The organism is Devosia sp. Root635 (assembly GCF_001427605.1).
Taxonomy (GTDB): domain Bacteria; phylum Pseudomonadota; class Alphaproteobacteria; order Rhizobiales; family Devosiaceae; genus Devosia.
Map to the genome: position 1 here is coordinate 331406 of NZ_LMGZ01000022.1, position 13232 is coordinate 344637.

Below are 13232 nucleotides of genomic sequence, written 5' to 3' on the forward strand. Positions count from 1 at the left end.
TTTCACGAGACAACCCGGCGTGCAGGGCACGCCGGGTCAGGGTCGGCGCAGAAGCGCCAGTCAGATCAGCCGTTGAGGCCGGCCAGGACCTGGTCGAGCAGCAACATCACGCCTTGGTAGCCGTGCATGGTGATGTAGGCGGCCTGGGGGTCGAGATAGACGACGTGGCCTTGCTGGGCGGCGGTGGTCTGGTTGAACAGCTCGTTGTCGAGCAGGGCGGCAGCGGCGCCGGTGTTTTCGCCGGTGCCGGCATCGCGGTCGACGACAAAGACCCAGTCGGGGTTTACTTCGAGCAGGAATTCGAACGACACGGCGTCGCCGCCATGGTCGCCATCCTTCACGTCGGCCAAAGCCGAGGCGATGCCGACTTCGTTATAGACCCAGGAGACGCGCGAGTCGGGACCGTAGACACCGAGATTGCCGGCATTGGTTACCAGGACCAGGGCATCGCCCTTGCCTTCGGCAGCGGCCTTGACCGCGTCGACCTTGGCATCGAGCGCGGCGTTGAGTTCAGCGGCCTTGTCCTGCAGGTCGAAGACGTCGCCGAGCTTGGTGATGTTGGCCTTGACGCCTTCGATGATGGCGCCGTTGTTGACGCTCAGATCGATGGTGGGGACCAGATCCTTGGAGGTCTCGTAGGCCGAGGCCGAGCGGGCGGCGACGAAATAGACATCGGCTTCAGCAGCGGCGATGCCTTCGAAATCGGGCTCGAACAGCGAACCGATCTGGATAGCGTCGGCCGGAACGGCGTCGGCGAGATAGCTCGGACCGTTGGAGGACGGGACACCGGCAACGGCCACGCCGAGGGCATTGAGATTGTCGAAGGCCGCCCAATCCTGCACCAGCACCTTGGCGGGAACGCCGGAAATAGTGGTTTCGCCCTGCGGGTGGGTGATGACCTTGTCCTGCGCGACGGCGGTCATGGCCGTGAACGACAGGGCGCCGGCAACGAAAGCGGCGAGAATGGCGGGAGAACGGTTGAGCATCTGATTCTTCCAATCGGGTGCAATGAACGGGGCGCGCAATCAAACATGATTACGTCTGTCCGGTTTCGTAGCCACAGCGATTGGCGGAGTCAAAAGATAATATGACGCAGTCTGTCATCTTTAAATTGCCCGACCCGAACTTAATCGGATCGGGCATGCGCGTCAGGACTTGGCGAGCAGGTTGCGCAGCTTGCCGAGCGCCGTCGCCATGTCTTCGCGGTAGGCGATGGTGCCCTGGAACTGGCCCCTGGCATCGAGCAGGAAAACCGAGGCCGTATGGTCCATGGTGTAGTCGCCGCCTTCGAGCGGCACCTTTTCGTGGAACACGCCCCAGGCATCGGCCAGACGATCGATCTGGTCGGGGGCGCCGGTAATGCCGGTGATGCGATCGCTGACCCAGCTCACATAATCGCCCAGCACTTCGGGCGTATCGCGTTCGGGGTCGATACTGACGAACCAGGCGCGGAGGTCGGCGCCTTCATCGCCCAGGGCGTCGAACCAGGCACTCATCTCGGCCATGGTGGTGGGGCAGACTTCCGGGCAATGGGTGAAGCCGAAGAACAAAGCCGAGGGATGGCCGACAAACACGGCCTCATCGACCGGGTTGCCGTTCTGGTCGACGAGGTCGAATTCGGCCACGCCGAAGCCGCTGGCGGGCGGCGACTGGCGCAGCAGGAAGGCAGCAGTGCCCCCCACCAGCGCCAGCGCAATCACCGCCACCCAGAGCCAGGTGCGGATGGTGCGGAGAGCCATCAGTGTGCGTGCTCCATGGCCGTCGGGGCATCGGCCGCTGCGGCCTCGACCGGCAGCAGGATTTCGACCGAGCCGGCCTTTTCGAAGGTCAGGGTGACGGCAACGGTTTCGCCTTCGACCAGCGTCTGCTTGAGGCCCATGAACATGATGTGGAAGCCGCCGGGGGCGAGGACAACGGTTTCGCCGGCGGGAATTTCGAGACCATCGGCGAGCGGGCGCATCTTCATGACGTCGCCCTGCATGGCCATTTCATGAATCTGGGTTTCCCCGGCGATGGACGAACTGACCGAGATCAGGCGGTCCGGCTCGCTGCCGATATTCTCGATGGTGAGGAAGCCGCCGGCCACCGGCGCATTGGGCAGGGTGGCGCGGGTAAAGGGCAGCGAAATGTTGATATCGCCAAGATGGGTGACGCCGTTATGGGCGAAAGCGGGCGTGGCGACAAGAATGGCGGCCGCAAGGGCGGCACGAAGCAGTTTGATCATGATGATGTTCCGGTGATTTGAGTGATCTGGACGGCCGCAAGGCCGGTGGGTCAGATCGAAACCGGGGGCGCGCGCGGGCCGGATGGCGGCGCGATGGCACGCGGCAGGAAGGCCGGGAGCGGGATGGAAAGCGGGGCGGCCAGCGCAATCTCGTGGCTGACCGGCACGGCGTCGAGCATGGGCAGGACCAGCTCGGTCTTGCCGACACCGGTCGCCGGGCATTTGGCGACGGGGGCATCCTTGTCCTGGCTGTCGATGCCTGATGGCGTGCAGAGCACCCAACTGGCTTCGATCGTGGCATAGCCGAGCTCTTCGAAGGCAAGCTGGCTGGCGCGGGCATGGTGCATCGGCGCCAGCACGGTCAGCAGATAGATGGCCAGCACGGCAAAAGCCGTCCCGATCTCCCTGCCGATATTGCGAGTCTGGTGCATGTGGCCACTCATAGGACGGCGGGCCGGACGGCGAAAGGGATCAAGTGTCGCAAGCAAGAGTACACCCGGTCGCGAGACCGGGGATATCTCGACGCAACCACCCTAGACGCTCGGCACATAGGTTTCGCTACACAGGGCGATGAAGCTCTTCATGGCGGCCGACAACGGCGAGGTCTTGCGGCGGGCGACCAGCAGTTGGCGCAGGGCCCAGGGCTCGGCCAGGGGGGCGCAGACCAGATCGGTGCCGGCCAGCAGGTGCAGGCTCGTCGAACGCAGGAAGCCGATGCCGAATCCGGCTTCGACCATGCGGACCAAAGCGGGGAAGCTCTCGACGCGCACGCTCTCGACCAGCGGCTTGCCGGCCTTTTTCGCGGCCTCACCCACCAGCCGGTCGAGCGAGCCGGCCTGATGGATGCCGACGATCGGGTAGTCGATCACGGTATCGAAGCCGATATCCTTGCGCGGCTCAATCTGCCCGGCGAGGGGATGGTCGGGCGGCACCAGCACCCAGACGCGATCATCCTCGAAGGCTTTGATCTCGAAGCGGGTGAAATCGTAATTATCCGAGACGATGGCGATATCCGCCCTGCCCTCGTCCAGCGCCAGCAGCGCCTTGGCGGCCCCCATTTCCTGGATATCGAGGGCGATGCCGTCATGCTTGGCGGCGTAGCGCGCCAGCAGTTCCGGCAGCCGGCCGGTCAGGGCCGAGCTGGTGCAGGCCAGGCGCAAGCTGCCGCGCATGCCGCTGCCGAAATCGGACATCACGGCATCGAGGTCTGCAATGGCGCGCAGCACGGTGCGACAGCCCTGGGCATAGGCCTCGCCCGCCGAGGTCAGCTTGACGCCATGGGCCGAGCGGTCGAACAGCACGACGCCGAGCCGGCTTTCGAGGTCCGACACGCGACGGCTGACGGCTGAAGAGGCAATGCCCTCGCGCTCGGCGGCGCGGCCGATGGAGCCGGTTTCGGCCAGCAAAAGGATAAGGCGCGCCGTGACGCTATCGAATGGTGCCATGTCGTCTCCCTGAAACGGCACCATACTCATCGCCGTCAGATCAGCAAGAAGATGCCGCGGATCAGGTAGTAAATACCGATGGCGGTGACGATCCAGCGCGTCCACGACTTGAAATTGGCGTCGGTGAGGCGCTGCAGCACCCAATAGCCGGCGCTGGTGCCCGCTATTGCGAAGGGGGCGGCCAGCGCGATGGCGCCCCATTCGAGCGGCGCCAGCACCATGGCGGCCTGCCAGTAGAACACCACCTTGGCGGCATGGGACACCACCTGCGTTGCCGCCTTGGTCGCGATGATGGTGCGCCGATCCATCGGCGTGCGGATGAAGAAGATGTCCACCGTCGGGCCGGACACGCCCACGGTGAGATTGAGGCCGCCGCCGAGCAGCCCGCAGACGAAGGCATGGTGGGGCTTGCTGGCGTCCAGCGCCAGCCAGGACTGCGGAATCCACAACAGGACCGGCAGCAGGCCGATGGCAATGCAGACCGTCGCCAGGTCCGGCGTATAACGCACGACGACGAGAATCACCCCGGCCGCGATTAGGCCGAGGCAGATGATGCCGAGGATTTTCCAGTCGATGAAGGCGCGGGAGAACCAGGCGCGCGAGCCGTTGGCGATGATCTGGATGGCGCCCTGCACGGCAATGGCGGTGCCCACCGGCAGCATGAAGAGCAGGACGCCCAGCAGCACCAGACCGCCGGCCATGCCGAAAATGCCCGACAGCATGGAGGTGAAGAACACCACCACCAGCAAGGCGGCGGTCACCAGAAGACTCATGTGATTTTCCCCAACATGGTGGTGTCATGCGCCTATCGGCGGGGCGGCGCCATGACGGATGCGGCAAGAGGGGGTGCCCATGCGCAGAGCTCCCTTCTCCCCTTGTGGGAGAAGGTGCCCGAAGGGTGGATGAGGGGGCACCGTGCTATCCACAACATGGAAGCATGGATGGCGCAAACCCCTCACCCGGTTTCCGCTGGACGCGGAGAACCATCCTCTCCCACAAGGGGCGAGGGGGCTCAGCGGATTCGGCGAAATCCAGCCTTACGTATTCGCCGCCTTGGCATTGACCTGCGCCACCAGTTCGTCGGGAATATCGTCGAAGCTGGCATAGTTCATGTTGTAGAGCTTGGCGTAGAGGCCCTGCTTTTCCATGAGCTGGTCGTGATTGCCGGTTTCGATCAGTTCGCCATTCTGCAGCACGATGATGCGGTCGGCGCCGCGGATGGTGGCGAGGCGGTGGGCGATGACCATGCCCGTACGGCCTTCGAGCAGGGTCAGGAGGGCCTTCTGGATCTGGCGCTCGGTGTAGGAGTCGATATTGGCGGTGGCCTCGTCGAGGACGAGTATCTTGGCATCGGCGACCAGGGCGCGGGCGAAGCTCAGCAGCTGGCGCTGGCCCAGCGACAGGTTGGAGCCACGCTGTTCCAGCATGCCGTCATAGCCGCCGGGGAGGCGGGTGATGAAATCATGCGCTCCGACGGCCTTGGCGGCCGCAATGACATCCTCGCGTGTGGCCGAGGCCTTGTTGTAGCGGATGTTGTCGAAGACGCTGCCGGTGAACAGGAATGGCTCCTGCAGCACCATGGCGACCTGTTCGCCCAGGCTCTCCTGGGTCACGTCGCGCACATCGTGCCCGCCGACCAGCACAGCCCCGGACTGGACTTCGTAGAAGCGGTGGACCAGCGACATGGCGCTGGTCTTGCCCGAACCGGTGGGGCCGACCAGGGCGACCGTCTCGCCCGGATTGACCTTGAAGCTGACATTGCGCAGCACCGGGCGGTCGGCGGCATAGCCGAAAACCACGTCCTTGAACTCGACCGAGCCATCCATGTCGGGCGTCAGCGCCACGGCGTCCGGCTTGTCGTTGATCGAGGCCGGGATATCGAGCACTTCGGTAATGCGGCGTCCCGAGGTCATGGCGCGCTGCATGATGGAATATTGCATGGTCAGCGAGCGGATCGGATCGAAGAAGCGTTGGATATAGAAGATGAAGGCGACGATGACGCCGATCTCGAGGCTGCCATTGAGCACCAGCGAGCCGCCCACCACGACTGTCGTGGCCATGGCGATGCCGGTGAGGCTGTCGACGATGGGCACCATGACCTGGGCAAAGCGCGAGCCGGTGAGCTGGGTCTGCAGATTGTTGTAGGCCTTGTCGTCGTAGAGGTCGAAATTGACCTTCTGGCGATCGAGATTCTGCACGGTGCGGACGCCGTTGATGCCTTCGGCCATGGCGCCGGCGGTGATCGAATTGGTCTCATGCGCCGCCCAGAAGGCGCGCTTGGCCGGCGGCAGCCAGAAGATACGCACGATGAACAGCACCGGCATGGTGGAGAGCGTCAGCAGGCCCAGCCGGAAATCGAGCGACAGCAGCACGAAGACGATGCCGAACAGCAGCACCATGTCGCCGACCGAGATCACCGAGGTCTCGAGGAATTCCTGCATGGAATTGACGTCGCCCTGCAGCCGGCTCATCAGCCGGCCGACCTCGGTCTTGTCCATGAAGCTCAGCGAGACACGCTGAAGCTGGGCGAACATGGCGCGACGCATGTCGAACAGCACATTCTCGGCCACCTGCCCCACCTGGCTTTCCTGAATCCAGGAGGCGGCGTAATTGACCAGCACGGCGAAGGCGAAGGCGGCGACGGCCCAGGCCAGGTTGGTCGAATTGCCACCCTGGGTCATGCCGCTGTCGATGGCGCGGCCGATGATGAGCGGGATGGCGAGCTGGGTGGCGGTGAAGACCAGCACGGCGCCGACCGAGAGGTAGATCTTGGTCTGATATGGGCGCACGAAAGCCCAGATGCGGCGCACCGTATGGGGATCGTAGGCCTTGCCGAAGATTTCTTCTTCGATGCGGTGACTGCCGACGCTGGCGCGCGGCGGGCGCTGGCCCGGAAAGGCGGCGACTTCGCGGTCGTCTTCCTCGATGGCGCTCATTGGGCGGCGCTCCCGATTTCGATGTCTTCGGTGGGGCGGGTCTGCAGGTCATAGAGCGCGCGATAGCGGCCGCCCAGGGCCAGCAATTCCTCGTGGCTGCCCTGCTCGACGATCTTGCCGCCTTCGAGGAACAGGATGGTATCGGCATGCAGGAGCGAACTCAGCCGATGGCTGATGACCAGCGTCACCCGGTCCCTGGCGTAGCGGCGGATGGCGCTGCGGATGCGGTGCTCGGTGCCGGCATCGATGGCGGCGGTGGAATCGTCGAACACCATCACCGCCGGCTTGAGCACGAGGCTGCGGGCGATAGAGAGGCGCTGGCGCTGACCGCCCGACAGCGACACGCCGCGCTCGCCGACCACCGTATCGTAGTCGGCCGGCAGGCCCATGATATAGTTGTGCAGTTGCGCGCTTTCGGCGGCCTTCTCGATCTTGGTTTCTTTCGACCACGGATCGCCATAGGCGATGTTGTTCTCGATGGTGGTGGTAAAGAGGAAGCTGTCCTGCTGCACCACGGCCACGGCGCGGCGCAGCGATTGCAGCGACACCTTGCTCACATCCTGCCCATCGATGGTGATGCGGCCGCCGCTGACATCGTAGAAGCGCGGGATGAGGTGGGCGAGGGTCGACTTGCCGCTGCCGGGCGCGCCGACAATGCCGATGGTCTGGCCGGCGCGGGCTTCGAAGCTCACGCCATTCAGCGTGGCGTGGGTAGCGCCATCGTAGGTGAAGCGCACATCCTCGAAGCGCAGCGTGCCTTGGGTGACCTTGAGATCAGGCACGCCGGGCGCGTCCTCAATGGCCAGGTCCTCGTCGAGGAAGCCATAGAAGCGCTCGCCGCAGGTGGCGGCGCGGGCATAGGAATTGACCATCAGCCCGAGCTGGCGCACCGGCATCTGCAGGATGGTCATGAAAGTGAGGAAGCTGGCCAGCGTGCCGACGCTCATTTCACCCGCAATGACCTTGTTGCCGCCGAACCAGAGCACCAGTCCCATGGCGACGAAGAAGGAGAAGGTCATGGCGCTGGTATTGCGCACGCGCACATGCACGCGCTGATGGGAGAGTTCCAGCGCCTCCTTGCTGGCCACGTCGAACTTGGCCAGCTCGAAATCCTGCCCCGCAAAGGCGCGCACCACGCGAATGCCGCCGAGATTTTCCTCCATGACGCGGCTCAGCGCCGAGAGCTTCTTCTGCAGCACCAGCCAGGTGGCGCGCAAGGTAAGCTGGGCCACCGAGGAGCGCCAGGCAACGAAGGGCACGAAGCTCAGCGCCAGGAGGCCCAGCAGCATATCGGTGGTCAGCAGCATATAGGCGCCCACGCCGATCAGCACGGCCAGCAATATGGTGCGGACGAGCCCGGTCGAGAAGAACATGCGCAACCCGTCGAGATCGAGCAGGCCTATGGTGATGAGGTCGCCGGTATGGACCCTGTCATGGTACGAATAGGAGAGGCGCTGCACCTTGTCGTAGAAGGCCAGCCGCAGCTCGTAGCCGACATGGTGGCCGACCGATTCCGAATAGTAGTTCTGGACCAGGGTGAAGAAGCCGCGCGCCACCGAGACACCGAGCAGGGTCATGGCGCTCCAGAACAGCGCCTGTTCGGCGCCTTCCCTGCCGCTGCCCAGAATGTCCTGCGCCTGATCGACCGCATGGCCCAACAGCCGCGGGATCAGCAATTGCAGCACCGAGGCAACGATGGTCGCGCCGATCGCGGCGGCGGCCTGCCAGGGGTGGCGGAGGGAGTAAAGGGCAATTCGTGCCAGCGGCCCACGCCCCTTGCCGGCGTGAGCGGCGGCCACATGAGCCAGAGCATCGCCGCGTGAATGGACGCGGCCAGCCTTGTCGGTGGTCAAGGAAGTATCCAGACTTCAATATATGTGTGGGTCCGAACGGGCAGGAGCCAACCTTCGGACCAACCGCCCTTCAGCTGATGCTGGCCTGCAAATGCCGCTTTTCTGCGCTTCCGGTCCTCACGTACCCATGTACGTTCCGGTCCGGTTCTCGAAAACCGACATTTTCGGCTCAGCCTGAGCTGAATGGCGACCAATCCTAGCCGAAGCTCGGACAAATCAACTCGCAGTGATCAATCAACGCTCATTCGCGCTGCCATTCAAGATCGATTTTGCGCAAAAGGACGCAAATATTAACGTTCCAATGCGTCCGGGGGCATCATTGCGACGAATTGAGCTCCGGATAGATCACCGCGGAGCATTGCCGGTTCTGCGCATCGAGCAGTTCCTGTTCGGCTGATGTCACCATGCCGGTCTCGATGGCGTTCCAGAGCTCGTTGGCCTTCACGCCTTCGAGGCCGCACTGGCAATAGGTGACGCACATATCGGCCGGCGTGCCGCCCGCGGTGCAGGTGGACTGGCAGGAGCGCAGGAAATCGGCGTCGCGCATGGCGAGCTGCGGCTGGAGGATGGCGGCGGCGGGATAGACCAGGCCGAGCAGGATGGGCTGGTGCAGCAGATAGATCAGCAGGCTCCAGCGGCCGAGAAAGGCCAGCAGGCGCGGCAGGCGGCCGGATGGCGCGATGGCGGCGAGGCGGGCGGCCAGGCCCGAGGCCAGCACGAGACGGGTGGCGATGATGCCGAGCAAGACGGCACCGAACCAGGGGAAGACCGGCACGAGATCATTGGTTGGCGGCGGCACCTGCCAGAAGCCGAGCCACGACCAGAGCTTCTGGTTGAACAGCGGGTCGGAATAGATGAATGGCAGGGCAATGACCAGTACGCCGACCACGATGGGCAGCCAGAGCGGGGTCAGCACGAAGGCGAGACCCATGAGGCTGAACAGGGCGATGGCATGCAGCACGCCGAAATAGACGAAGCTCTGCGGGAAGACGATATAGGTGGCGATGGTGATGATGAGGGCGCCGGCGACCACGAAGAGCCAGCGGCGCCAGAAGCTACGCCAGCGGATGCCGCTGCCGTGGCCCAGCACGAGGCCGATGCCGACAAGGAACAGGAAAACCGCAAGAATGGAGCGAGCAATCATCACCCATTGCGGGTCATAGCCGACATCGGGGGCAATGAAGCGGAAATAGCTTAGGTCCCAGCAGAAGTGGTAGGCGACCATGGCGATGATGGCGACACCACGGGCTATGTCGACGACGGCGAAGCGGGGGGATTTGATGGTTTGAGTGCTCACTGGAAGGCCCCCTCATCCGCCCTTCGGGCACCTTCTCCCACGAGGGGAGAAGGGGATAGAGCCGAGAGTTCGCAGTCGGCACCCTTCTCCCCTCGTGGGAGAAGGTGGCGCGCAGCGCCCGATGAGGGGGTCTTCACGAGACCATCCGTTTCACCACTGCCAAGAAGTCCTCGCCATATCTATCGAGCTTGGCCTGGCCGACTCCGGGCAGGTTGAGCATGTCGTGGGGGTGCACCGGCCGTGCCAGCGCCATGGCGCGCAGGGTCGAGTCGTGGAAGATGACATAGGGCGGTACCCCCTGAGCCTTGGCGAGGCGCGTGCGTTCCTCGCGCAGCGCCTCGAATAGCGGGCGGGCATGATCTGGGACGTCCACCGAGCGCGCCAGCGAACGCCGGACCTCGACCGATTTCTTGGGCCGGTCCTTGCGCAGGGTCACCGCGCGTTCGTGCTTGAACACGGCATGGGCGCCCTCGCCCAGCGTCAATGCGCCGTGATTGGCATGGTCGACCACGATCAGACCCATGGCGGTGAGCTGGCGGATGACGGATTGCCACACTTTTGGATCGAGATCGGCGCCCTGCCCGAACACCTTCTGGTGCTGGTGGCCGAAGCGCTCGACCTTTTCGGTTTCCTTGCCCATCAGCACGTCGATGATGTGGGCGGCGCCGAAGCGCATGCCGGTGCGATAGATGGCGGCCAAAGCCTTGATGGCGGCCTCGGTGCCGTCCCAGGTTTCGACGGGGGAGCGGCAGGTGTCGCAATTGCCGCAATTGCCGGCATGAGCCTCGCCGAAATGGCCGAGAATGGCCTTGCGGCGGCATTCGGCGGTTTCGCAGACGCCGAGCAGGGCATTGAGCTTGCCGTGTTCGAGGCGCTTGACCTCGTCGGGGGCATTGCCCTCGTCGATCATGCGGCGGCGTTGCACCACGTCAGCCATGCCATAGCTCATCCAGGCATCGGCGGGCTGGCCATCGCGGCCGGCGCGGCCGGTTTCCTGGTAATAGGCCTCGATGGAGGCCGGCAGGTCCATATGGGCGACGTAGCGCACATCGGGCTTGTCGATGCCCATGCCGAAGGCGACCGTAGCCACCATGCAGATGTTCTCCTCCTTGAGGAAAGCATCCTGATTGGCGCTGCGGCGCTCGGCGGAGAGGCCGGCATGGTAGGGCAAAGCGGGAATGCCCTTGCCGGACAGCCAGTCGGCCGTGTCCTCGACCTTGGCGCGGCTGAGGCAATAGACGATGCCGGAGCTGCCCTTGTGCGCGGCGAGGAAGGCCAGCAACTGGTCGCGGGCCTTGTCGCGCTCGACGATGGAATAGGAAATGTTGGGGCGGTCGAAGCTCGTGGTGAAGACCTGCGCCTGTTCGAGCCCCAGCCGCTCGATAATGTCCTCGCGGGTGGTGGGGTCGGCCGTGGCGGTGAGCGCGATGCGCGGCACGCCGGGGAAGAGTTCCACCAGATGGATCAGCTCGCGATATTCCGGGCGGAAATCGTGGCCCCACTGGCTCACGCAATGCGCCTCGTCGATGGCGAAAAGCGCGATATCGATGCCCGAGAGCATATTGGCGAAGCCCGGCGTCGCCACGCGCTCGGGCGCGACATAGAGCAGGTCGAGCTGGCCGTTGCGCAGCTTGCGGCGGACATCCGCCGACTCTTCCGAAGAGAGCGAGGAATTGAGCGCCGCCGCGGCAACGCCGGCCTGTTTCAGCGCTTCGACCTGGTCGCGCATCAGGGCAATGAGCGGGGAAATGACGATGCCCACGCCGGGCCGGCAGATGGCCGGGATCTGGTAGCACATGGATTTGCCGGCGCCGGTGGGGAACAGCACGACGGCGTCGCCACCACCGACCACATGATCGACCACATCATGCTGCTGGCCGCGGAAGCTCCTGTGGCCGAAAACATCGCGCAATACTGCCAGCGGGTCGCGGGGGGACGTCCGCGGGCCCGCGTCGAACAGATCGAGGCTCGATTCAACAGTGCTCACCCCGCCCTTGGATCACAGGGGCGGGGTGAGCCGCAAGGCGGCAGAAATCACGAGCCAGCGCTATCCACCGGCGATCTCGCCGCCCGGTGCTCAGTGATGCGCGTGGTGCTCGGCATTGCGCTTGCGGGTGGCGGCAGCCTTTTTCGCCGAGGCGGAGCGTTCGGCGGCGGGGCGGCTGGCAGATGCCTCGCCGCCTTTCCTGCCGCCCTTGTGCGCGGCGGGATTGCCGGTTTCCCTGCCACGGCCGGAGCCGGATTTGTTGCCGCCGCCATCGTCCTTGTTGACGGTGGCCCAGGCGCGGCGTTCGGCTTCGTCGTGGGATATGCCACGGTCTTCGTAGCCTTGCTCAATATGCGCGGCCTTGCGCTTCTGCTTGTCGGTATAGGCGGATTTGTCACCCTGGGGCATGGCCATCTCCTTTGAAAGCGGACGAGGCCGGCGCGGGTGGGACAAGGGCTCGGCTGCCATTTCGTTGGCCGGACCGGGAAACCGGAAAAACCGATCCGTTCCCCATACCACCACGTCCGGTTGACGCGCGCCGGACCTCTGAGAAGCAATCGCCGGGTGTGGGGTTTGGTTCCCCCTTACCTCTCCCTTCGGGGGAGAGGTCGACTTGCAAAGCAAGGCGGGTGAGGGGGCCTGCCCCGCGCACTTCACCCAGTAAAGGCCCCCTCACCCGGCGCTGCGCGCCGACCCGGATCAAGTCCGGGGCAGGCACTCTCCCCCAAGGGAGAGGTGAAGATTCAGCGCAGCGGCTTGCTCAGAAAGGGGGAGCCGCGGCGGACGAAGCGCCAGGGGGTTTCGATGCCCTTGGTGATGCCGATGCGCGGGCCGGTGGCGATGTCGTGGCTGACATCGGCGGGCAGCAGTGCGAAGGGGGTGGCATCGAGCGGCAGGGCGTTGTGGGCGATGGTGACGCCCAGCGCCTGGCACAGCTTGCCGGGGCCGGAGCAGAGCTGGCGGTCGGCGAGGCCGCCACGGCGCTCCTGCATCTGGAACAGGCCATGCTGGGGTTCGAGGGCGCGGATCAGCACAGCGCTGCCGGGCTGGCAGACGAAGTTGAGGCACCAGTGGATGCCGTAGATCTTGTAGACATAGGCGTGGCCCGGCGGGCCGAACATGGCCGCGTTGCGGGGCGTGGGGCCATTGAAGCTGTGCGAGGCGGGATCGGACTGGTCGTAGGCTTCCACCTCGACCAGGGGACCGCCGACGCCATCGACCAGCAGGGTTATGCCGATGAGATCGCGGGCGACTTCGGTGGCGGGGCGGGCGAAGAAGGCGGGTGGGAGGGAATCTGCTGGCATATCCTCCTAGATAGCGTCCCACCCACCACGCGTCACCCTCGGGCTTGATCCGAGGGCTCTATACTTTGCGGAGCGCACAGCAAGTGCTGAGCCCTCGGGTCAAGCAACTGTGGATTGTTTGACGATAGCATTGAGGATGGTGATGAACTTTCTCATTGCAGCGTTGATGGCGAGTTTGAAGGGTTT

The 13232-nt window shown here is 64.6% G+C and carries 11 protein-coding genes and 1 pseudogene; all 12 read right to left on the reverse strand.

Annotation, left to right across the window (positions count from 1 at the left end; genetic code table 11):
- Positions 1-65: 65 nt before the first annotated feature.
- The 12 genes and pseudogenes from ASD80_RS16725 to ASD80_RS16780 all read right to left on the reverse strand — a co-directional run bounded on the left by ASD80_RS16725 (position 66) and on the right by ASD80_RS16780 (position 13046).
- A complete protein-coding gene (locus tag ASD80_RS16725) occupies positions 66-986 on the reverse strand; it encodes a siderophore ABC transporter substrate-binding protein (protein ID WP_056235361.1) in 921 nt (306 codons plus the stop codon).
- Positions 987-1148: 162 nt separating this feature from the next.
- Positions 1149-1739, reverse strand: a complete 591-nt coding sequence (locus ASD80_RS16730; RefSeq protein WP_056235366.1) for an SCO family protein — start codon at positions 1737-1739, stop codon at positions 1149-1151.
- On the reverse strand, positions 1739-2224 hold the full coding sequence (locus ASD80_RS16735) for a copper chaperone PCu(A)C (protein ID WP_056235369.1): 486 nt from the start codon (positions 2222-2224) through the stop codon (positions 1739-1741). The genes ASD80_RS16730 and ASD80_RS16735 overlap by 1 nt, the downstream gene beginning before the upstream one ends.
- 50 nt (positions 2225-2274) lie before the next feature.
- Entirely contained in the window at positions 2275-2655 is a 381-nt protein-coding gene (locus tag ASD80_RS18990) for a hypothetical protein (protein ID WP_056235371.1), read from the reverse strand.
- Positions 2656-2757: 102 nt separating this feature from the next.
- Positions 2758-3669, reverse strand: a complete 912-nt coding sequence (locus tag ASD80_RS16745) for a LysR family transcriptional regulator (protein WP_056235373.1) — start codon at positions 3667-3669, stop codon at positions 2758-2760.
- 35 nt (positions 3670-3704) lie between these two features.
- Complete coding sequence (locus ASD80_RS16750; RefSeq protein WP_056235376.1) at positions 3705-4442, reverse strand: TSUP family transporter; 738 nt, start codon at positions 4440-4442, stop codon at positions 3705-3707.
- A 264-nt stretch (positions 4443-4706) separates the two neighbouring features.
- Positions 4707-6605, reverse strand: coding sequence for an ABC transporter ATP-binding protein (locus ASD80_RS16755; protein ID WP_056235379.1), 1899 nt, complete (start codon positions 6603-6605; stop codon positions 4707-4709).
- Positions 6602-8458: an ABC transporter ATP-binding protein gene (locus ASD80_RS16760; protein WP_156460515.1), complete on the reverse strand. Its 1857-nt coding sequence runs from the start codon at positions 8456-8458 to the stop codon at positions 6602-6604. The genes ASD80_RS16755 and ASD80_RS16760 overlap by 4 nt, the downstream gene beginning before the upstream one ends.
- Before the next feature lie 613 nt (positions 8459-9071).
- Positions 9072-9755, reverse strand: a pseudogene (locus ASD80_RS16765) (heparan-alpha-glucosaminide N-acetyltransferase); the annotation flags it as partial.
- A gap of 133 nt (positions 9756-9888) precedes the next feature.
- Positions 9889-11742 carry a DNA helicase RecQ gene (gene recQ / locus ASD80_RS16770; protein WP_056235385.1) on the reverse strand — a complete coding sequence of 618 codons (1854 nt, stop codon included), beginning with the start codon at positions 11740-11742 and terminating at the stop codon, positions 9889-9891.
- Positions 11743-11832: 90 nt separating this feature from the next.
- Complete coding sequence (locus tag ASD80_RS16775; protein WP_056235450.1) at positions 11833-12150, reverse strand: hypothetical protein; 318 nt, start codon at positions 12148-12150, stop codon at positions 11833-11835.
- A gap of 335 nt (positions 12151-12485) precedes the next feature.
- A complete protein-coding gene (locus tag ASD80_RS16780) occupies positions 12486-13046 on the reverse strand; it encodes a DNA-3-methyladenine glycosylase (RefSeq protein WP_056235388.1) in 561 nt (186 codons plus the stop codon).
- Positions 13047-13232: the final 186 nt, after the last annotated feature.

Coding starts and splice junctions, on each gene's coding strand:
- ASD80_RS16745 (WP_056235373.1), bottom strand. CDS start 3,669: ATGGCACCATTCGATAGCGTCACGGCGCGCCTTATCCTTTTGCTGGCC.
- ASD80_RS18990 (WP_056235371.1), bottom strand. CDS start 2,655: ATGCACCAGACTCGCAATATCGGCAGGGAGATCGGGACGGCTTTTGCC.
- ASD80_RS16730 (WP_056235366.1), bottom strand. CDS start 1,739: ATGGCTCTCCGCACCATCCGCACCTGGCTCTGGGTGGCGGTGATTGCG.
- ASD80_RS16750 (WP_056235376.1), bottom strand. CDS start 4,442: ATGAGTCTTCTGGTGACCGCCGCCTTGCTGGTGGTGGTGTTCTTCACC.
- ASD80_RS16725 (WP_056235361.1), bottom strand. CDS start 986: ATGCTCAACCGTTCTCCCGCCATTCTCGCCGCTTTCGTTGCCGGCGCC.
- ASD80_RS16735 (WP_056235369.1), bottom strand. CDS start 2,224: ATGATCAAACTGCTTCGTGCCGCCCTTGCGGCCGCCATTCTTGTCGCC.
- ASD80_RS16780 (WP_056235388.1), bottom strand. CDS start 13,046: ATGCCAGCAGATTCCCTCCCACCCGCCTTCTTCGCCCGCCCCGCCACC.
- ASD80_RS16775 (WP_056235450.1), bottom strand. CDS start 12,150: ATGCCCCAGGGTGACAAATCCGCCTATACCGACAAGCAGAAGCGCAAG.
- ASD80_RS16755 (WP_056235379.1), bottom strand. CDS start 6,605: ATGAGCGCCATCGAGGAAGACGACCGCGAAGTCGCCGCCTTTCCGGGC.